Below are 18,005 nucleotides of genomic sequence, written 5' to 3' on the forward strand. Positions count from 1 at the left end.
CAAATAAATCAATGCCCGGAATCATTAACCAGTTCAGCCTTGCCTATAAAAATTCGTTTACAGGACTAAGCAGGGAAACATGGTTACTGAGTATGGTTATGCTCATCAACAGGAGCAGTTCTATGGCAGTCCCCTTTATGAGCCTGTACATGACACAGTATCTGCACCGCCCGCCCTCCGATGCAGGTCTGATTATCACTTTATTTGGAATAGGCTCTATTCTTGGTGCGACAACGGGTGGAAAGCTAACTGACGTAGTTGGCTTCAGAACAGTACAGATCGTCTCTTCTGTAATTGGAGGTGTCTTTTTTATCTTTTTCTCCACGCTGACAAATTTCCATTTTTTATGTATACTGACAATTGTAATCAGTTTTTTCTCGGAGGCTTTCAGACCGGCCAATTTCGCGGCCATAGCCACATATGCTGCCCCCGGGACACAAACCAGGTCATATTCCCTTAACCGACTGGCCACTAACCTGGGCTGGGCCTTTGGAAGTAGTGTGGGAGGGATTGTAGCTTCTTTTAATTACCAACTGCTTTTTGTGATCGATGGATCGGTAAGCATCCTGGCAGGAGCACTGATATTGTTTCTGTTGCCTGCCCTGAAGGTACATGCTGGGGTAACAATGGAGGATCGGGCTGATGCTGCTGTTGTAAAACCCTGGAAGGATTTCTTATTTATTAAATTTTTACTGCTAACCACTTTATTAACCACCTGTTTTTTTCTGATGTTCAGAGTAGTACCGCTGTTCTATAAGGAAGAGTGGCATCTGGATGAGATGGTGATTGGCATCATACTGGGGATGAATGGTGTCATTATCGCATTGTTTGAAATGGTAATGATCAGTAAAATAGAGAATAAGCGTTCTCCTGTGTTTTATATCATGACAGGAGTGCTGCTGATTGCGTCCTCTTACCTGATATTGATGCTGCCAGGACTTATTTCCGTTATTCTTGCCGTATTATCGATGATGATGTTTACGGTGGGGGAGATGTTTGCACTGCCATTTATTAACACCTTTGTGATGAGCAGGACCAATAGTGGCAACCGTGGTCAGTATGCTGCCGGTTATACGCTAAGCTGGTCGGTAGCCCAGGTAATTGGCCCTGCAAGTGGATTTTATCTGGCAGAACACTTTGGTTACAATTGGCTATGGTGTCTACTGGTGTTGTTACTTGCTGCCTGTGCTTACGGGTTCAGGTTACTTGGTGCTGATTGACATTTTCCTGATGGCCTCGTCAAGTTCTTTTGCACTTTCATCAATTCTGTCAAAGATACCCCTGATTGCAGGATCCATTTCCATCGTTTCCAGCAGCATGGTTAAGCCCATGATATTTGCGATTGGTTTTCTAACCCAGTGCGACTGTATATAGGTGATTTGTGCAAGACTGAGCTGTGTTTTTATGAGTGACTCATTAGCTGATTTCAAATCAAAACTCGCCTGCATAAATTCCGTAATATCATGCCCTATGCAAAACATCCCTACTGGTTGACCATCCTGGTCAAACATTGCCTTATATTCCCATTGGGTGATGATAAAACCACCTTTACCGTCATGCTTTCTGATTACTGCGGGATACACATTTTCCGGATCACTGAAACACTGAGAGGAGACGGTATTGCAGATATGCAGGTCATCAGGATGAATCGTTACAGAATAATGCTGACCAATAAGATTACCATGCATGCCATCGAATATACTTCTATAGCGGGAGTTTACATAATTGTAGGTACTGTCCATACTCACAGCGATCAGGTAATAAATACTGGAATTATCAAGAAGTGTTTTTATCTCTTCAAATTTTTGCATAGACAAGTATTATAGGGATGTAGCTAATAAATTATACATTTGTGCTTTTTAATATGAAAAACCACTTACTCAATAATCGGCGATTTACGTATTATAAATTACACTTATAGATTTAAAAAGTTTTTATGTCAGATAAAAAATACACAGAGGATCAGTTTATTGGGATGATAGCGCAGATTCTGAGCTTCGTGTCTATCAAATTCTGCGAGTACGGTTATCTCCTTGCTTTTGAAAAGGAGCTGCCTGATTTAAAGGGGCTGGTGGAACTGGATACGATCTCGAATGCTGATTTTGAGTTGCTGGAGACCTTAGGGGATCCTGCGGTAAAGGTGGTAGTTAAATCTATTCACAAGGTTGAAGAGTGCCTGAAAAGTTATATGCTGATTAATAATCTTGATGAGTATGAGGTGCTGGATAATGAAGAATTCAGAGAGCTGGCAGCGGATGTATTTTTTGCTTATATGATCGATTATGAAGGTCAGACTTATACTGATGTACTGAATGATCTGAACGGTTTATATTATAATATTTATCAGCTTTTATACCATGCTACCCGGCAACTGGTATTAAAGGAGATGGAAATCTATGACCAGGTATATGATGAGTTCTTTGAAATTGTTGATGACCTGCTTGCGAATAAATTGGAAACTGATAATAAAAATGTTGCCCTCTTGCATAATCTGATCACTGCGCTGGCAGAAGACGAAAATCAGCTGGAGCATATTGAATAATTTAAAATCAATTCTTTTTTTTTAGCGCAAACAATATACCCTGTTCAATCCTTTTTAGTGTATACATTAAGAAATTTTTATGGACAGATTAGTAATAGAATCAATATTAGCGGATGTTGATGAGATATATTTATCAACTGACAACGAAAATCCTGCACTGAATCCATCTATTGTACTGGGCTTTAAGGCTGCGAATGTTGATCAGGTGATCAATGCGTTCACGGCTTTGAAGAAGATTACAGCGGATAGCGATGTAGAATTCATTATTTGCAGGACACTGGTTTCGGGAATCTACGATCTGGAACTTAAAACGGAAGCATTAGACGAGCCGGTTCGAATACTGAACAAAGCGATTTCGCATGAATTGCTGGAGCAGATTGAGGATCAGTTACAGCGAGATAAAAAGATTATTCTTGGGTCGAATGTATCTGAGGAAGAAAACTGGATAGAAATATCAGCTGCCTCTGTAAAAGAATGCAGCGTGAAAGAAGGTTAATCTTAATTCAGGACACGCCAAAAAAAAGCCCCTGGTTAAGGAGCTTCGGTAAATAGTTAAAATCTAGAATGAAAAATCGTCGTTTTGATTTTTACCGGAGCCTTCATGGTTCTCAGAATATTCATACCTTTTTTCTGTTACGTCCTGATGGTTTTTGATGTAATCCACTGTTTCAGTTAGTCCTTCAGCAAACTTTTCAAAGTCTTCTTTATAAAGGAAGATTTTATGCTTTACGAACACACCGTCTTCAAGTCTCTTTTTACTTTCTGTTAAGGTCAAATAATAGTCGCCCGTTCTTGTCGCTTTAACATCGAAAAAGTAAGTTCTCTTACCTGCTCTTACTTTCTTAGAAAAAACCTCTTCTCTCTCTTTGTTGTCAAATTCTCCCATGTTTGGTATTGATCTTGGTTTTGGTACGGGTAAATATAAAGTAATAATCAGTAAAGTTCAAAATAGAAGTTAAATAGATTTACTTTCTTCTTCAAGAAGTTGATTCTGGTACATCTCTTCATAGATACCATGCAGGTTAATGAGTTCATCATGAGTGCCTTGCTCGGCGATACGCCCCTCTTCAAGAACTAATATTTTATCCGCTTTTTTGATGGTTGAAATACGGTGGGCGATAAGAATACTCGTTTTTCCGCTCATCATCTTACCCAGATTGTTTAATATTTCTTCTTCTGTTCTGGTATCTACTGCAGAAAGACAATCGTCGAAGATTAATATTTTAGGTGAGCCGATCAGCGCACGGGCGATAGAGACCCGCTGTTTTTGTCCGCCGGACAGGGTAATTCCCCGCTCGCCCAGCATCGTTTCAAACTTCAGTTCAAAATTGATAATGTTATCATACACTGCTGCATTTCTTGCTGCAGTTTCAATTTCTGCGTCTGTTACTTCGTCTAAACCAAATGCAATGTTATTTTTTATACTGTCCGAAAACAGGAATACTTCCTGAGGTACGAACCCTACCTGACTGCGGTAGGAATTCAAGTTGATTTGCGGCAATGGCATATGATCAATTGATATTGTACCGCTATCAGTATCGTACATCCGCATGATCAGGTTGGCTAGGGTAGATTTACCAGAGCCTGTACGGCCAATAATGGCAACAAAAGAACCGGCTTCGATATCAAAACTTACATCCTTCAGTGCCTGAATGCCTGTATCCTGATAGGTGAAGCTTACCTGGTCAAAGCGGATATTTCCGGTAATCGCTTTTGCCGGCAGCTTCCCTGAAATAATATCGGGTTTCAGCTCAAGGAATTCATTGATCCTTTTTTGTGAAGCAGAAGCGCGTTGTACAAGAGTAGTTACCCATCCAAGCATCGTTACGGGGAAAGTGAGCTGGTTTACATAGACAATAAATTCCGCAATATTACCCGCGGTGATGGAGCCGTTCAAGACTTGCTCACCACCAATATAAACGGTTAATATGGTACTGAGGCCGACCAGCAAAAGCATCGTTGGATAGAACAATGCCTGAACTTTAACCAGACTCATTGCATTGGTTTTATAGGTTTCGCTCTCTCCGGCAAATATTTTCCTCGTATAATCTTCACGTACATAGGATTTAATCACCCTGATTCCTGAAAATCTTTCCTGAACAAAACTGGACAGTCTGGATAACTGTTCCTGAATCTGCTCGCTTTTATTGTTGATCTGTGTATTTACAAAATAGATAATGATCACGAGTACGGGTAAGGGCAGGAGACAAAACGTAGCCAGCCTGGGATTAACTGCATACATGGAAGTAATGATCAGTAAAAACAATACGGCGGTATTGATGGCATACATGATCGCGGGCCCAACGTACATTCTTACCCTGTTAACATCTTCTGTAGCCCTGTTCATCAGGTCGCCAGTATTGTTGCGGCGATAAAATCCAAGACTGAGCTGCTGGTAGTGTGCATAGATCTCATTCTTCATATCAAACTCTATATGCCTGGACATCAGGATGAGCGTCTGCCGCATAAAAAAGAGGAACAGCCCACGGATCAGGTAAAGGAAGAGCACCAATGCCCCGAAATAAAGGAGGCTGTAGCTGAATATATCATAAATAATTTCCTGCCTTTCAAAACCATTGAAGAGACCATAAATCTGGATGTTTTCTGTAATGAGGTTAAATGCATGTCCGATCACCTGGGCGGGAATTACACCGAATATATTGGAGATGATGACAAAGAAAACGCCTGGTATTATCCACCACTTATATTTATAGAAATGTTTGTTTAAAAAACGGAGGTGCTTCATGTGCTGTAAAGTTAGCCAATTGGGGAGGATTTTTGAAAACTGTTTAGTTAAAACAATGTAAATAATGTTTTTTTGCTTAGTTTTGCTGCTCTCAGTTAAACGAAATCATATGTCTGCTAATAGTTCTGTGGTAACCTCAATTTTAGATCAACTAAGTGCACTGGGACATAAAAAAGTCGTTTTTTGTAATGATCCTGATAGTGGCCTGAAAGCTATTATTGCGATTCATGATACTACGCTGGGCCCGGCTCTTGGCGGAACAAGGATGTGGAATTATGTTACAGAGACTGAGGCACTGGAAGATGTACTGAGATTATCGAGAAGCATGACTTATAAAGCTGCAATTACAGGGTTAAATCTGGGTGGCGGGAAGGCTGTGATTATCGGTGATTCAAGAAAAGGAAAGTCTGAGGCAATGATGCGCAGTTACGGTCGTTTTATTAAGAACCTTAACGGCGAATTTATTACTGCTGAAGATGTAGGAACTACCACCAGAGACATGGAATATATCCGTATGGAGACAAGCCATGTTACAGGAGTACCTGAATCTATAGGTGGCGGGGGAGATCCTTCTGCCGTGGCAGCGAAAGGGGTATTTCTGGGTATTAAAGCCTGCGTAAAAGAAGTTTTTGGTACGGATATGCTGGCCGGAAGATCTGTGGTTGTACAGGGGACAGGACATGTTGGAGAACATCTTGTTGAGCTGCTGAGAAATGAAAATGTAGAGGTTTTTGTGAGTGATATTAACCAGGAACGCTTGCAGTATGTTGCCCGGAAATATAAGGCTAAACCGGTTGAGGGCGACAAAATATTTGGTCTGGATGTAGATATCTATGCGCCTTGTGCTTTAGGAGCGACGGTAAATGATATGACCATACCAAAAATGAAGTTTGCCATTATCGCCGGATCAGCAAATAATCAGCTTGCTGATGAGCAGGTACATGGTAAATTACTGCTTGAAAAGAATATACTTTTTGCGCCTGATTATCTGATCAATGCAGGAGGATTAATTAATTGTTATTCGGAACTTACAGGTTTCGGAAAAAAGCGGACGATGCAGCTGACAGAAAATATTTATGACGCCACCAGGAATGTGATCAAACTATCAAAAGCAGATAATATACCAACAATCTGGGCAGCTAACCGGATTGCAGAACAAAGAATAATAGATATAAAGAAAATAAAATCATCATTTTAATAACCGGTAAAATTACCAACTCGTTCTTACATTCATGTTAAATAGAAGGCACTTAAGAATTAAAGCTCTGCAAAACATTTTTGCTTGGCAAATGACAGACAAGAAGGATATCCTTACGTCTAAAAAAGCATTAATGCTTAGTATTGATAACGTATACGAAATGTACGTTAGAATGCTCGCATTGATCTCAGAAATCACGGAGTTCACAGCCGTTGATACGATAGAAAGGGCAAATAAACACTTCCCTACAGAAGAAGATCTACACCCTAATGAAAAACTGCTGCACAATAAATTTATCGTGCTTTTGCAGAAAAACCCCGAATATCAGTCGGCCATTAACAAATACCAGGTAAACTGGCATGCAGATCCCGATTTCATCAGGACGATCTATAACAAGCTTAAGACTACACCAGAGTATACTGCTTACCTTGCTGATGCTGACGATAGTCTGGAAGGCTCAAAGGAAATTATCAAATTTATTTTCAGGAAGATCATTTTAAAAAGCCAGAATATTATCCAGGCTTTTGAAGATAAATTTATCAACTGGCCGGTAGATAAAGAAGTAATGCAGGGTATGGTTGCAAAAACAATTAAAAACTTTGTTTCAGAAGATCCTTTCAAAAATAAGCTTACGCCAATCAGTGCAGACTGGAAAGAGGATAGCAAATTTGTAGAAGACCTCTTTGTGTATACGTTGAAAAATAATAACGAATACCAGGGCTTAATTGCTGAACGTACTAAAAACTGGGAATCGGAGCGTATCGCTTTAATGGATACTATTCTGATGAAAATGGCAATCTGTGAGCTGATGAATTTTCCGTCTATCCCTGTTAAAGTTACAATAAATGAGTACCTGGATTTATCTAAAGATTACAGTACACCGAAAAGTAATTCTTTTATAAACGGTATATTAGACAAAATTTTAGGCGACTTGAAACGCACAAACAGCATTAAGAAATTAGGCCGCGGATTAATAGAGGAATAAATTATGAAAAGAGTATTATTTTTAGCTTTTATAGCAGCTTCAATGTCTGCATGTAATAGTAATAAACCAGCAGAAACCACTGTAGCCGGAACAACGACTGAAGAAACAACTACTTCAACGACTACCACTACAGTAGTATCACCCGATGCGCCGGTACTGAGCTTTGAAAATGGCATGTACAACTTCGGAAAGATTTTACAGGGAGAAAAAGTGCATTACGATTTCAAGTTTAAGAACACTGGTAAAAGTCCCCTGATCATTACTAATGCTACTGCATCCTGCGGATGTACTGTTCCGGAGAAACCGAACGAGCCGATCAAACCTGGTGATACAGGAGTAATCAAAGTTGTATTTAACAGTACTGGTAAAATGGGAATGCAGGATAAGGTAGTGACAATTACTTCAAATGGTAACCCTTCAACTTCTGAAGTTCACATTATTGGTGAAGTGAAAGAGGCTGCAAGTTTATAATTTATAATAACAAACAAAACAATATGACATCTACAGTAATTTTACAGGCTGCCGGCGGTAGCAGTATGTTAAGTACATTGGTTCCAATGGTATTAATCATGGTAGTATTTTATTTCTTCATGATCAGACCTCAGGTTAAAAAAGCAAAAGATCATAAAAAACTGGTTGCCGACTTAAAAAAAGGGGACAAAATAGTTACTACGGCTGGTATCCATGGCAGAATTGTAGACATGAACGAAACTACATTTTTGATTGAAGTAGAAGGCGGTACTAAAATACGTTTTGATAAAACGGCTATCTCTCTGGATGCTACTAAAGCATCTGCAGCACCTGCAGCATTACCAAAAGCTTAATTTGTAAAAAGAAAATTGAAGCCGCTCCGTTTTGGTGCGGCTTTTTTTTATTTTGCTAAAATTGATTACTTTACAGCCATGGCATTCATAAAACTTACAAAAATAGAGCAAAAGCGTTTTTTTGTTTTGGTTGGCTGCTTGCTGCTGGCAATAGCGGGCTGGCTTTTTATGGCCCTGAATAATAAGTATGTGTATACAGCGAAGACGGTTTTAGTCTATGAAAACTTTCCGCAAAACAAAGCTTTTCATCCTTTACAGCCCGATACGGTTGATTTGCAGGTGGAAGGAACCGGCTGGCAGTTACTTTTTGCCCGTTTACGTGTCAATCCTCAATCTATCAGCATCAGTCTGGATAAACTGAGCAACAGAAATTTTATTCTTTTTTCTGAGCAACTCTATAGTGTGAACAAGCAACTGGAGACTTCGCAGAAAATTATCTCTGTACGTCCGGATACGTTATATTTTGATTTTTCTAAAAGGACGGTGAAAAGAGTGCCCGTAAAATTGGTATCCAACCTTTCATTCGCTAATCAGTTTGGGATTTCGGACGACCTGGAGTTCAAACCTGATTACGTAACCGTTTCTGGTCCGCAGGAAGAGCTGGATAAAATCAAGGAATGGAAAACGGATACGCTGAAATTACAGCATATTCATGACTCTGTAGTCACCCGCGTTTCAATGAAACAAAACGTGTTTAAAAATGTGGATATCTTTCCGTCAAGTGTACAGGTGAAATTACCGGTAGATGAGTTTACGGAGAAGACGCTGGATCTGCCTGTCAAAATTATTAACAATACAGAATACTATAATGTAAAGCTGTTTCCTAAAAAAGTAAGGATTACTTTTATGGTGGCTTTATCGAGTTATCAGCAGGTAAATGAGGATTTTATTGATGCTGTGGTAGACATGAATGAGTGGAAATTACAAAAACATAGTCAGCTGACAATTAAACTGAACCGTTTTCCTGATTATTGCAGATTGGTTAAACTCACGCCTGACAAGGTAGATTTTATTATAGAAAGATAATGCTGAAGATAGGTATAACCGGCGGTATTGGCAGTGGAAAAACCACTGTTTGCAGAATTTTTGAATCCCTGGGTATTCCCGTATTTTATGCAGATACTGTAGCCAAACAAATTATGGTTACTGACATGCTTCTGGTAGCAGGTGTAAAAGCTGCCTTTGGTGATGAAAGTTATACTATTGAAGGAAAATTAAACAATAAATATATAGCGCAGATCGTATTCAATGATCAGCAGGAACTGGATAAACTGAATGCTTTAGTGCATCCCGCCACCTTTCGTGCATTTGAACGCTGGATGAATACTGTACCAGCAGGTACACCTTATATCCTGAAAGAGGCTGCTTTATTATTTGAGAGCGGTTCTTATCGCCTGTGTGATAAAAGTGTGCTGGTTACGGCTCCTGTGGATATTAGAATCGCCCGGGTGATGGAACGTGACGAGGTGAGCCGAGAACAGGTAGCGTCCAGGATAAACAAACAATTAAGTGATGAAATAAAGAAGGGTATGGCTGATTATTTTATAGAAAATAAGGAGACAGCTGCGCTCATCCCCCAGGTGCTGAAACTGCACCATCAATTTTTAAAATAATTATTAATGATATTAGATGATTTTTTAGTGCCTACTAAGATTGGCTTGTTTTGCGCTTATGGTAATTTTTACCTCGATCCAAAAGAAGCGGTTAAAGAGGCGGTAATTTCCCATGCCCATGGTGACCATGCCGTGAGCGGGAATTTAAATGTTTATTGTACGGAGGCTACTTCTCTGTTCATGCTTCAGCGCTATAAAAAATTCGCTGCGGCAGATTTTCATATTAAACCTTATCATACTGTTTTTGAACTGAATGGCGTGCGAATCAGTTTTATTCCGGCTGGTCATATTCTGGGCTCTGCATTGGTCATGATGGAATATAAAGGGATTAAATATTTGTACACGGGAGATTATAAACTGCAGCCTGATATTACCTGTGAGCCAGTTGAATTTGTTACGGCCGATGTATTGATTACAGAAACCACTTTTGCAAATCCGGATACTGCCCATCCGGATCCGGAGGGGGAGATTAAAAAGCTGAATACCACACGTAGTAATGTGATGCTTGGCGCATATGCGCTGGGGAAAAGCCAGCGGCTGATCCGCATGATCAACGATCACTGTCCTGAAAAAAGAATTTTAGTGCACCATAATATTGTCCCGTTTGTGAAAATATATGAAAAAATGGGTATCAATATGGGTAAATATGAGGTGTACGACAGAAAGGTCATGAAGTCGAATCCCGAACACATGATCTATATCGTTCCTCCTATGGTCTACAGGAGTTATATCAGGGCAATTAACGTTATACGTGTTTTTGTGACTGGCTGGAAACATTTGCAAAACAATAATGAATTGCAAATTTATATATCAGATCATGTGGATTGGAAAGAGATTTTACTTACTATTGAAAAGGTTAATCCCAGGCAAGTATGGACAACTCACGGGAGCGGTCATCAATTGAAAACTTTTTATGAAAACATTTTAGAAGTTAAATTGCTTAGTTGATGGAAGAGGGGGTTGATTATTATTTTAATGAAGAAGGATTAATGGTATTTACTGCGGCATATCATCTGAAAAGGGGGTATTGCTGCAAGAATAAATGCAAACATTGTCCATGGGGTTTTGGAAAACCTAAAAATGATAACGACGCCGCTGCACCTGAACAATTTAAATAACAAAATGATGCATGTACAAAAAGAATTAAGTAGTTCGGTAAAAGAGGTATTTCACCAGGCTATGATTAATGTATTTTTAGCTTATAACAGGTGCAATGAAGATGTAAGGCACGCTGTTCTACCTTTTGATATTACCTCACAGCAATTTAATGTATTACGAATATTACGCGGGCAGCATCCCAAGCCTGCCACGATCAATCTGATCAAGGCAAAGATGCTGGATAAAATGTGTGATGCTTCCCGGATTGTGGACAGGTTAGTACAGAAAAATCTGGTGGATAAAAATATCAATGCTTATGATAAGAGAGCGGTAGATATTGTTATCAGCGAGAAGGGTATACAGCTGTTGAAAAAAACGGATAAGGAAATTGACTTATCAGCTATCATTTCTGCCAGCCTCACCGCAGAGGAAGCTGAAGAATTAAATAGATTGCTGAATAAAATTACCGGTGAAAAAGATTAATACGCTGGACTATTTTTAGTGACCTGAAGTATAAAATCCAATAAGCGCAATGCTGATACCGAGCAGCACCGCAATCATTTTTCGTCTTGAAACCTTATGGTCTACGCTCGATTCAAAGAGGATAGTGGTAGAAATGTGTAAGAATATACCTATCACTATGCCCATCATTTTATTGAAATAGGTTTCTATACCACCTATGCTTCCGTTGCTGATGCCATAACTAAAGCAGAATCCCAAAGGGGCCATAAGCGCAAAGATAGCAACGTAAAAGATAATCCCACCGCGCTTTAACTTGTTTTGCATCAGGATACTGGACAATGCAAAGGCAGCAGGAATATGATGCAGGGAGATACCGAAAATCAGTGCGTTGTGCTGGTCGGCAGCCAGCGGCATTCCTTCCAGAAACGCATGCAAACATAAACTGATCATGATCCCGTAAGGAAAAATTTGTCCTTCTGCATGTTTATGGATATGGCCATGTTCTACACCTTCTGAAAATTGCTCCAGGAAGATCTGCAGCAGAAATCCAATCAGAATAAAGATACCTATTTCATCGTGATCCGGACCGCTATAGGCTTCCGGAATAAGGTGCAGGACGGTGATTGCAAATAAATATGCGCCACTGAAAGAAAGTATCAGCTTTAACAGTTGTGATTTATCACTTTTAACCAAGAATATGGAGAGTCCGCCTAAAAAAGCACAGAAGAACAAGATTAATATTTTCCAAATTTCCATTAGTGTACTGGTTGTAATTTTTTAAAGAGCCGGCCTGTAAACAATCCTATAGCGGTACCCAGCAATGCTCCTGCGAAGGTATCTATCGGATAATGAACGCCAACATATATTTGTGAGAATGAGATCAGGAAGGCCCATGCCAGGCCTATAGGCAAAATTGGCTTCCACCGTGAATAAAAAATAATAATCAGGAATACTGCAATGCCAAAATGATTAGTGGCATGTGCTGACGGAAAGCTGTATCCGGCGCCGCATGGCACCCTGTGTATAATCTGGTCAACCAACGCAATATCATTACAAGGCCTGATTCTGGCGACTGTGGGTTTAATAAACCGGGATGAAACAAAATCACCCAGGGCAAATGTCAGCAATAACAGCCCAATGATGTACCAGCCTTTTTTCTTATATTCCTTGAAACAAAAGATGAGAATAAACAGATAGAGCGGGGCCCAGAAGAAACGGTTACGCATTAAGGGCAACAGCCAGTCAAAGAAACCATTTGATAGTCCGCGGTGGATTCTTAAAAAAAGATCCACATCAAATTCCTGCAGTGTAGCTATCATATCTTTTTACACACCAGGATCAGTCTGTCAGATTTTGTTTCATCGAATTCTTCCAGCGCATAATTACCGAATACTGCCTTAATAGCCAGACCGCTTTTTTCAAGCATCCGCTCGAAGTCAGACTTACTGAATGCCTGCACTCTTTCCTCAAAAGCGAAGTGTTTGCTTTTATGTTCAAAGTCGATGTTTTTGATGATTTTACCATCTGACACATATTTGTGAATATCAAATTCAATACCTTCCACACTTTTGGTTTCCCTTTGTGTAAGATTTTTAATGATTTTCTGTGTATTGAAATAATCTATAACCAGTGTACCGTCATCTTTTATACTTTTCCGGAACGATTTAAGCGCATTTACATGCTCTTTCTCTGTATCAAAGTAGCCAAAACTGGTAAACATATTCAGCGCGATGTCATAATAGTTGATATAACCGAGTTTGCGCATATCGTGTACAAAAAAATGAAGGTGTTTCTGTTCGAATTGTTTGGCATATTTGATGCTTTGTTCAGATAAGTCGATACCCGTTACATCGAATCCTTTTTTCTGTAAATAAATGGCATGGCGACCTCTTCCACAGGCAATATCAAGTATCCGGCTTTCTGCAGCGGGTCTTAAATAGGCGGTAAGATTATCAATTAAGAACTCTGCTTCTTCATCATTCCGCTGACTATATAAGATGTGATAATAGGGAGAATTGAACCAGTATTGAAACCACTTACGCTGCATAGAGACGGTATATTAATAAGCTTAAAAAAAACAAATATAAGGAATACTGTTCCATACACCCGATTTTTAGGTTCAATTGTTTTTAATTGGTCGTCCTTCTTAAATTTTTGCTATTTTTGAAGAATAAAATTTATAGCGTTGACACTCATAAAATCTATCTCTGGAATTAGAGGAACCATAGGCGGAATAGCCGGAAACTCATTGACACCTATTGACATTGTTAAGTTTACTGCGGCTTACGGTTCATGGGTCATTCAAAATACAAATGTCAGGAAAATTGTAATAGGCAGGGATGCGCGCATCTCGGGAGATATGGTCAATAACCTGGTTACCGGCACGCTGCAGGGATTAGGTATTGAAGTAATTGACCTCGGTTTATCTACTACTCCTACAGTGGAAATTGCTGTTCCAATGGAAAAGGCAGGTGGAGGGATTATCCTTACAGCCAGTCACAATCCAAAACAATGGAATGCATTGAAACTGCTGAATGATAAAGGTGAATTTATCAGTGATGACAATGGCAAGGAGATCCTGGAAATGGCAGAACGGGCAGATTTTGCTTTTGCTGAGGTAAATGATCTGGGTAAAGTAACTCATGATGATTCTTACCTGGAGAAACATATTGCAGCGGTGCTTGCACTTCCTTTAGTAGATATTGAGCTGATTAAAAAAGCGAATTTTAAGGTGGCTATCGATTGTGTTAATTCTACAGGAGGGATTTTCATTCCGGCTTTATTGAAAGCATTGGGCGTAACACAGGTTTTCGAGCTTTTCTGTACCCCGGACGGGGAGTTTCCTCATAATCCGGAGCCGCTACCGGAGAACCTGACTGAAATAGCTAAAGTGGTGCAAAGTCAGGGTGCAGACCTTGGTATTGTGGTAGACCCGGATGTAGATCGTTTATGCTTCGTTTGTGAAGACGGATCTATGTTTGGTGAAGAATATACTTTAGTTGCTGTAGCAGATTATATCCTTAAAAATACACCTGGAAATACAGTGTCTAATCTGTCCTCTACCAGGGCATTGAAAGATGTTACCCTTAGGGCTGGTGGTGAATACCATGCCTCAGCTGTGGGTGAAGTAAATGTGGTAAACCAGATGAAAGCTACAAATGCCATTATCGGAGGAGAGGGGAATGGAGGAATCATTTATCCGGAACTTCATTATGGTCGTGATGCTTTAGTAGGTATTGCCTTATTTTTAACGCACTTAGCTAAGTTTGGGAAATCTGTTTCCCTGCTGCGTAGTAGTTACCCAAACTACCATATCTCTAAAAACAAAATTACACTGACACCGGAAATGGATATCGATGCTTTACTTGTTAAAGTACAGGAGAAATATAAAAGCCAGCCGAATAGTACAATAGACGGATTAAAGATTGAATTTGATAACGAGTGGGTTCATTTGCGCAGATCTAATACGGAGCCAATTATTCGTATTTACAGTGAAGCAGAAAATGAGACCGTGGCAGAAAACCTCGCTAAAAAAATCATATCTGATATCAAAGAAATTTTAAAACTGAATTAAAAACGATGACCAGGATCTATTTAGATAATGCTGCAACAACACCTCTTGATAAACAAGTGATGGCTGAAATGGTAAACGTAATGGAGAACTATTACGGCAATCCATCTTCGATTCATGGGCAGGGCCGTGAGGTTCGTACGCTGATTGAAAAAGCCAGAAAGACGGTTGCAGGATTATTAAATGCAGCCCCGGCGGAAGTATTTTTTACTTCCGGAGGGACGGAAGCAGATAACACCGCAATACGTGGTGGTATTGCCGCATTCGGACTTAAACATGCAATCACCTCGAAAATTGAGCACCATGCTGTAGAACATACGCTGGAGCAGTTATTGAAGGATGGAGTGATTGATAAGTTGAGCTTTGTAAATATTGATGCTAAGGGAAATCTGGATTATGCTCATTTAGAGCAATTGCTGAAAGAAAACAGCCGTTCATTTGTTTCTTTGATGCACGCAAATAATGAGCTGGGTACATTAAATGATATCGAACGTATAGGTGAAATCTGTGAGACTTACGATGCTATTTTTCATAGCGACACGGTGCAGACAATGGGGCACTATGTGCATGATGTTAAAAAACTGAAAGCTCATTTTATTGTTTGTGCAGCACATAAATTCCACGGACCAAAAGGTGTTGGGTTTCTGTATGTAAAACATAGTGTAAAAATCAGTCCTTTCATTTTTGGTGGTGCACAGGAGCGTAATATGCGTGGAGGAACGGAAAATGTTTATGGCATCGTAGGATTAGCGAAAGCACTTGAGATTGCCTATGCAGAAATGGAAGAGCATAAAAATTATATTCTTGAACTGAAAACATACCTGAAAGATAAATTGACAGCAGAAGTTCCGGGAATTAGTTTTAATGGCGAAACTGATGCTGAAAAAAGTTTATATACAGTATTGAATGTATCTTTCCCTGAAATGGACATGGCTGATATGTTATTGTTCAATCTGGATATTCAGGGTATTTCTGCTTCCGGCGGCAGTGCCTGTTCTTCGGGATCAAATATTGGTTCTCATGTATTAACAGGAATAGGGGTAGACCCGAACAGACCTTCTGTACGCTTCTCTTTCAGTAAATATAATACCAAAGCTGAACTGGATATTGTTGCAGAAAAAGTTAAACATATCGTAGAACAGAACATTGCTGTTTAACGGGATTCTTAATTTGAGAAAATCACTAGCTCTGGCCAACTGTCAGAGCTTTTTTTATGTTTTATAATTTATGATTAGATATTTATCAGTTACCGCTGTTGATGATCCATATATATCCTATGTGCAGGAATTATATATGGCGACTTTTCCGGAGAAAGAACGGAGAGATTGGAGCCAGCTCTTGGATATGATTGAAAATACTCCCGAGATGTGGTTGCAGCTGATTGAGGCAGATGAACAGGTAATTGGATTCCTGGTGTTATGGGCTCTGGAGGAGTGGTTATTTGTGGAATATTTTGCCATTGATCCTGAACATCGAGGAAAAAACTATGGAGCACAGGTAATGCAGGATCTAACTGGTCTGAATCATACAAAACTGATCCTGGAAGTAGAGCCTCCTCAAACTGATGATGCTGTACGCAGGATTCACTTTTATAAAAGAAATGGACTGACCTGTCTGCCTTTCGATTATTTGCAGCCATCTTATTCTAATCCTGAACAATCATATCCAATGTTACTGATGAGTAATGCTGTTGAAAAAGAGGAAGTATATTTTACTGAGGTCATTAGCTTCATCAAGCGTTGCGTATATTTTAAAGGGTGTAAATAAAATATCCATTCCGTTCCAAGGAAGATTTATTAAACAAAGCTAACCTTCACCTGTTATTTAGGTAGTTCATATAATTATTCATCAAAATATATTTGTTATGATAACTCCGGAAGAACAACATCAGGAAGAAGAAAATAAAAAAACTGTGTATAAAGAAACTACAGAAGAGGAAGAGTTGAACAGTGGCGAAACCTCTTCTCCGGGTCAGTCCGGCAGATCAGAATTTACACGCCACCCGGATAGAAAGAACCCGCCTTTAGGATCAAGTCATGAGCCGGGTGTAACACCAGGAAGAGACTTCTAAAAAAGAAATGATCAAAATTTGGCCCTGAGATATAAAAATCTCAGGGTTTTTTTATGTCCTTTCCAGAGTAAATATTACGATATAAATTTGGCTGTTAAGAAATTCTCCATTACATTAGAGCGTTGAACATATTAAATATTTTTTAATAACAAGGAATAATTGATATGCTAAAACGTTTTAAATAATAAATTGTATGAACAGACACCACTTTCGCTATTTAGCCGCAATTCTATTCTTATTTTCATTGTCAGTTTCTGTTTCAGCACAGGACAAGGAAGTATTTAGGCAAAAAGGATATATCCTGACGTTTATCAATCAGGAGCAGGCTTTCGATCCGGCATTAAGGACAAGGATGATAAAGACATTTTTTAAAGTCTATCCGGAATTGTGTAAAGCCTATAATCCTGCAGCTGTAAAGGAAATTACTTTTGTAATTGATACCGCATATAAGGGAGTAGCAGCAACAAGCGATGCCCGTGTTGCGTACAGTCCGGTCTGGTTTAAAAAGAATCCCGGAGATATTGATGTGGTAACTCATGAAGTGATGCATATTGTGCAGGCATATGGTCAGAGCAATGGTCCATGGTGGGTGACAGAAGGAATTGCAGATTATGTAAGATACAAATACGGGGTAGATAACGTTGGTGCCAAATGGACCCTGCCAGCATATCAAGCCGGTCAGAATTATGATAACGGATACCGTATCACCGCAAGGTTTCTGGCCTGGCTGGAAAAAAACGGGAATGCCGGAATTGTGAAAACACTGGATCAGCACATGCGCAATCACAGCTATACAGAAGAAATATGGAAAATAAAGACAGGTAAAACTTTAGCTGATTTATGGACCGCCTACACAATAAATCCTACATTGTAAAACCAACAATAATATAAACCT

The 18,005-nt window shown here is 39.5% G+C and carries 23 protein-coding genes; 17 read left to right on the plus strand and 6 right to left on the minus strand.

From position 1 onward, the window contains the following. Window positions 1-11: 11 nt before the first annotated feature. On the plus strand, window positions 12-1,220 hold the full coding sequence (locus tag OQX62_RS05515) for an MFS transporter (protein WP_265830414.1): 1,209 nt from the start codon (window positions 12-14) through the stop codon (window positions 1,218-1,220). Here OQX62_RS05515 and OQX62_RS05520 read toward each other — a convergent pair. Continuing rightward, on the minus strand, window positions 1,203-1,811 hold the full coding sequence (locus OQX62_RS05520) for a PAS domain-containing protein (protein WP_265830415.1): 609 nt from the start codon (window positions 1,809-1,811) through the stop codon (window positions 1,203-1,205). The two genes, OQX62_RS05515 and OQX62_RS05520, sit on opposite strands and share 18 nt — an antisense overlap. Before the next feature lie 125 nt (window positions 1,812-1,936). On the opposite strand from OQX62_RS05520, the gene OQX62_RS05525 reads away from it, so the two are divergent. After that, window positions 1,937-2,542 carry a hypothetical protein gene (locus OQX62_RS05525; RefSeq protein WP_265830416.1) on the plus strand — a complete coding sequence of 202 codons (606 nt, stop codon included), beginning with the start codon at window positions 1,937-1,939 and terminating at the stop codon, window positions 2,540-2,542. A gap of 79 nt (window positions 2,543-2,621) precedes the next feature. Then, window positions 2,622-3,038 carry a hypothetical protein gene (locus OQX62_RS05530; RefSeq protein ID WP_265830417.1) on the plus strand — a complete coding sequence of 139 codons (417 nt, stop codon included), beginning with the start codon at window positions 2,622-2,624 and terminating at the stop codon, window positions 3,036-3,038. Window positions 3,039-3,101: 63 nt separating this feature from the next. On the opposite strand, the gene OQX62_RS05535 is transcribed toward OQX62_RS05530, so the two are convergent. After that, a complete protein-coding gene (locus OQX62_RS05535; protein ID WP_265830418.1) occupies window positions 3,102-3,428 on the minus strand; it encodes a DUF3276 family protein in 327 nt (108 codons plus the stop codon). A gap of 69 nt (window positions 3,429-3,497) precedes the next feature. Beyond that, entirely contained in the window at window positions 3,498-5,288 is a 1,791-nt protein-coding gene (locus tag OQX62_RS05540; protein ID WP_265830419.1) for an ABC transporter ATP-binding protein, read from the minus strand. A 109-nt stretch (window positions 5,289-5,397) separates the two neighbouring features. Between OQX62_RS05540 and OQX62_RS05545 the strand changes: the two genes are divergently transcribed. From OQX62_RS05545 to OQX62_RS05585, 9 genes are all read left to right on the plus strand, one after another. Then, window positions 5,398-6,486, plus strand: coding sequence for a Glu/Leu/Phe/Val family dehydrogenase (locus tag OQX62_RS05545; RefSeq protein ID WP_265830420.1), 1,089 nt, complete (start codon window positions 5,398-5,400; stop codon window positions 6,484-6,486). A 91-nt stretch (window positions 6,487-6,577) separates the two neighbouring features. Next, window positions 6,578-7,471: a transcription antitermination factor NusB gene (nusB, locus tag OQX62_RS05550; protein WP_265830421.1), complete on the plus strand. Its 894-nt coding sequence runs from the start codon at window positions 6,578-6,580 to the stop codon at window positions 7,469-7,471. A gap of 3 nt (window positions 7,472-7,474) precedes the next feature. After that, window positions 7,475-7,942, plus strand: a complete 468-nt coding sequence (locus OQX62_RS05555; protein ID WP_265830422.1) for a DUF1573 domain-containing protein — start codon at window positions 7,475-7,477, stop codon at window positions 7,940-7,942. A gap of 23 nt (window positions 7,943-7,965) precedes the next feature. Further along, window positions 7,966-8,295, plus strand: coding sequence for a preprotein translocase subunit YajC (gene yajC / locus OQX62_RS05560; protein ID WP_265830423.1), 330 nt, complete (start codon window positions 7,966-7,968; stop codon window positions 8,293-8,295). Window positions 8,296-8,373: 78 nt separating this feature from the next. Next, entirely contained in the window at window positions 8,374-9,321 is a 948-nt protein-coding gene (locus tag OQX62_RS05565; RefSeq protein ID WP_265830424.1) for a YbbR-like domain-containing protein, read from the plus strand. Beyond that, entirely contained in the window at window positions 9,321-9,908 is a 588-nt protein-coding gene (gene coaE, locus OQX62_RS05570; protein WP_265830425.1) for a dephospho-CoA kinase, read from the plus strand. The genes OQX62_RS05565 and coaE overlap by 1 nt, the downstream gene beginning before the upstream one ends. A gap of 6 nt (window positions 9,909-9,914) precedes the next feature. After that, window positions 9,915-10,856: an exonuclease gene (locus tag OQX62_RS05575; RefSeq protein ID WP_265830426.1), complete on the plus strand. Its 942-nt coding sequence runs from the start codon at window positions 9,915-9,917 to the stop codon at window positions 10,854-10,856. Continuing rightward, on the plus strand, window positions 10,856-11,026 hold the full coding sequence (locus OQX62_RS25090) for a DUF5522 domain-containing protein (protein WP_265830427.1): 171 nt from the start codon (window positions 10,856-10,858) through the stop codon (window positions 11,024-11,026). Before OQX62_RS05575 ends, OQX62_RS25090 begins: the two co-directional genes overlap by 1 nt. Next, window positions 10,989-11,489, plus strand: coding sequence for a MarR family winged helix-turn-helix transcriptional regulator (locus tag OQX62_RS05585; protein WP_265830428.1), 501 nt, complete (start codon window positions 10,989-10,991; stop codon window positions 11,487-11,489). Before OQX62_RS25090 ends, OQX62_RS05585 begins: the two co-directional genes overlap by 38 nt. Window positions 11,490-11,504: 15 nt before the next feature. Here OQX62_RS05585 and OQX62_RS05590 read toward each other — a convergent pair whose 3' ends face one another. The 3 genes from OQX62_RS05590 to OQX62_RS05600 are packed head-to-tail and all read right to left on the minus strand — an operon-like array spanning window position 11,505 to window position 13,515. Next, on the minus strand, window positions 11,505-12,224 hold the full coding sequence (locus tag OQX62_RS05590) for a ZIP family metal transporter (protein ID WP_265830429.1): 720 nt from the start codon (window positions 12,222-12,224) through the stop codon (window positions 11,505-11,507). Beyond that, entirely contained in the window at window positions 12,224-12,787 is a 564-nt protein-coding gene (locus OQX62_RS05595; RefSeq protein ID WP_265830430.1) for a phosphatase PAP2 family protein, read from the minus strand. The genes OQX62_RS05590 and OQX62_RS05595 overlap by 1 nt, the downstream gene beginning before the upstream one ends. Further along, on the minus strand, window positions 12,784-13,515 hold the full coding sequence (locus tag OQX62_RS05600) for a class I SAM-dependent methyltransferase (protein WP_265830431.1): 732 nt from the start codon (window positions 13,513-13,515) through the stop codon (window positions 12,784-12,786). The genes OQX62_RS05595 and OQX62_RS05600 overlap by 4 nt, the downstream gene beginning before the upstream one ends. A gap of 138 nt (window positions 13,516-13,653) precedes the next feature. On the opposite strand from OQX62_RS05600, the gene glmM reads away from it, so the two are divergent. The 5 genes from glmM to OQX62_RS05625 all read left to right on the plus strand — a co-directional run bounded on the left by glmM (window position 13,654) and on the right by OQX62_RS05625 (window position 17,984). Further along, on the plus strand, window positions 13,654-15,042 hold the full coding sequence (glmM, locus tag OQX62_RS05605) for a phosphoglucosamine mutase (RefSeq protein WP_265830432.1): 1,389 nt from the start codon (window positions 13,654-13,656) through the stop codon (window positions 15,040-15,042). Window positions 15,043-15,047: 5 nt separating this feature from the next. Then, window positions 15,048-16,196 carry a cysteine desulfurase family protein gene (locus OQX62_RS05610; protein ID WP_265830433.1) on the plus strand — a complete coding sequence of 383 codons (1,149 nt, stop codon included), beginning with the start codon at window positions 15,048-15,050 and terminating at the stop codon, window positions 16,194-16,196. Between the two features lie 70 nt (window positions 16,197-16,266). Beyond that, a complete protein-coding gene (locus tag OQX62_RS05615; RefSeq protein ID WP_265830434.1) occupies window positions 16,267-16,806 on the plus strand; it encodes a GNAT family N-acetyltransferase in 540 nt (179 codons plus the stop codon). Between the two features lie 97 nt (window positions 16,807-16,903). Then, on the plus strand, window positions 16,904-17,110 hold the full coding sequence (locus OQX62_RS05620) for a hypothetical protein (protein ID WP_265830435.1): 207 nt from the start codon (window positions 16,904-16,906) through the stop codon (window positions 17,108-17,110). 193 nt (window positions 17,111-17,303) lie between these two features. Further along, window positions 17,304-17,984 (plus strand): basic secretory protein-like protein, encoded by a 681-nt coding sequence (locus OQX62_RS05625; RefSeq protein WP_265830436.1) that lies wholly within the window; start codon window positions 17,304-17,306, stop codon window positions 17,982-17,984. Window positions 17,985-18,005 lie beyond the last annotated feature (21 nt).

This window comes from Pedobacter sp. MR2016-24 (genome assembly GCF_026239655.1).
In the GTDB taxonomy this organism is placed as follows: Bacteria; Bacteroidota; Bacteroidia; order Sphingobacteriales; family Sphingobacteriaceae; genus Pedobacter.

Coding starts and splice junctions, on each gene's coding strand:
- OQX62_RS05515 (WP_265830414.1), top strand. CDS start 12: ATGCCCGGAATCATTAACCAGTTCAGCCTTGCCTATAAAAATTCGTTT.
- OQX62_RS05520 (WP_265830415.1), bottom strand. CDS start 1,811: ATGCAAAAATTTGAAGAGATAAAAACACTTCTTGATAATTCCAGTATT.
- OQX62_RS05525 (WP_265830416.1), top strand. CDS start 1,937: ATGTCAGATAAAAAATACACAGAGGATCAGTTTATTGGGATGATAGCG.
- OQX62_RS05530 (WP_265830417.1), top strand. CDS start 2,622: ATGGACAGATTAGTAATAGAATCAATATTAGCGGATGTTGATGAGATA.
- OQX62_RS05535 (WP_265830418.1), bottom strand. CDS start 3,428: ATGGGAGAATTTGACAACAAAGAGAGAGAAGAGGTTTTTTCTAAGAAA.
- OQX62_RS05540 (WP_265830419.1), bottom strand. CDS start 5,288: ATGAAGCACCTCCGTTTTTTAAACAAACATTTCTATAAATATAAGTGG.
- OQX62_RS05545 (WP_265830420.1), top strand. CDS start 5,398: ATGTCTGCTAATAGTTCTGTGGTAACCTCAATTTTAGATCAACTAAGT.
- nusB (WP_265830421.1), top strand. CDS start 6,578: ATGACAGACAAGAAGGATATCCTTACGTCTAAAAAAGCATTAATGCTT.
- OQX62_RS05555 (WP_265830422.1), top strand. CDS start 7,475: ATGAAAAGAGTATTATTTTTAGCTTTTATAGCAGCTTCAATGTCTGCA.
- yajC (WP_265830423.1), top strand. CDS start 7,966: ATGACATCTACAGTAATTTTACAGGCTGCCGGCGGTAGCAGTATGTTA.
- OQX62_RS05565 (WP_265830424.1), top strand. CDS start 8,374: ATGGCATTCATAAAACTTACAAAAATAGAGCAAAAGCGTTTTTTTGTT.
- coaE (WP_265830425.1), top strand. CDS start 9,321: ATGCTGAAGATAGGTATAACCGGCGGTATTGGCAGTGGAAAAACCACT.
- OQX62_RS05575 (WP_265830426.1), top strand. CDS start 9,915: ATGATATTAGATGATTTTTTAGTGCCTACTAAGATTGGCTTGTTTTGC.
- OQX62_RS25090 (WP_265830427.1), top strand. CDS start 10,856: ATGGAAGAGGGGGTTGATTATTATTTTAATGAAGAAGGATTAATGGTA.
- OQX62_RS05585 (WP_265830428.1), top strand. CDS start 10,989: ATGATAACGACGCCGCTGCACCTGAACAATTTAAATAACAAAATGATG.
- OQX62_RS05590 (WP_265830429.1), bottom strand. CDS start 12,224: ATGGAAATTTGGAAAATATTAATCTTGTTCTTCTGTGCTTTTTTAGGC.
- OQX62_RS05595 (WP_265830430.1), bottom strand. CDS start 12,787: ATGATAGCTACACTGCAGGAATTTGATGTGGATCTTTTTTTAAGAATC.
- OQX62_RS05600 (WP_265830431.1), bottom strand. CDS start 13,515: ATGCAGCGTAAGTGGTTTCAATACTGGTTCAATTCTCCCTATTATCAC.
- OQX62_RS05610 (WP_265830433.1), top strand. CDS start 15,048: ATGACCAGGATCTATTTAGATAATGCTGCAACAACACCTCTTGATAAA.
- OQX62_RS05615 (WP_265830434.1), top strand. CDS start 16,267: ATGATTAGATATTTATCAGTTACCGCTGTTGATGATCCATATATATCC.
- OQX62_RS05620 (WP_265830435.1), top strand. CDS start 16,904: ATGATAACTCCGGAAGAACAACATCAGGAAGAAGAAAATAAAAAAACT.
- OQX62_RS05625 (WP_265830436.1), top strand. CDS start 17,304: ATGAACAGACACCACTTTCGCTATTTAGCCGCAATTCTATTCTTATTT.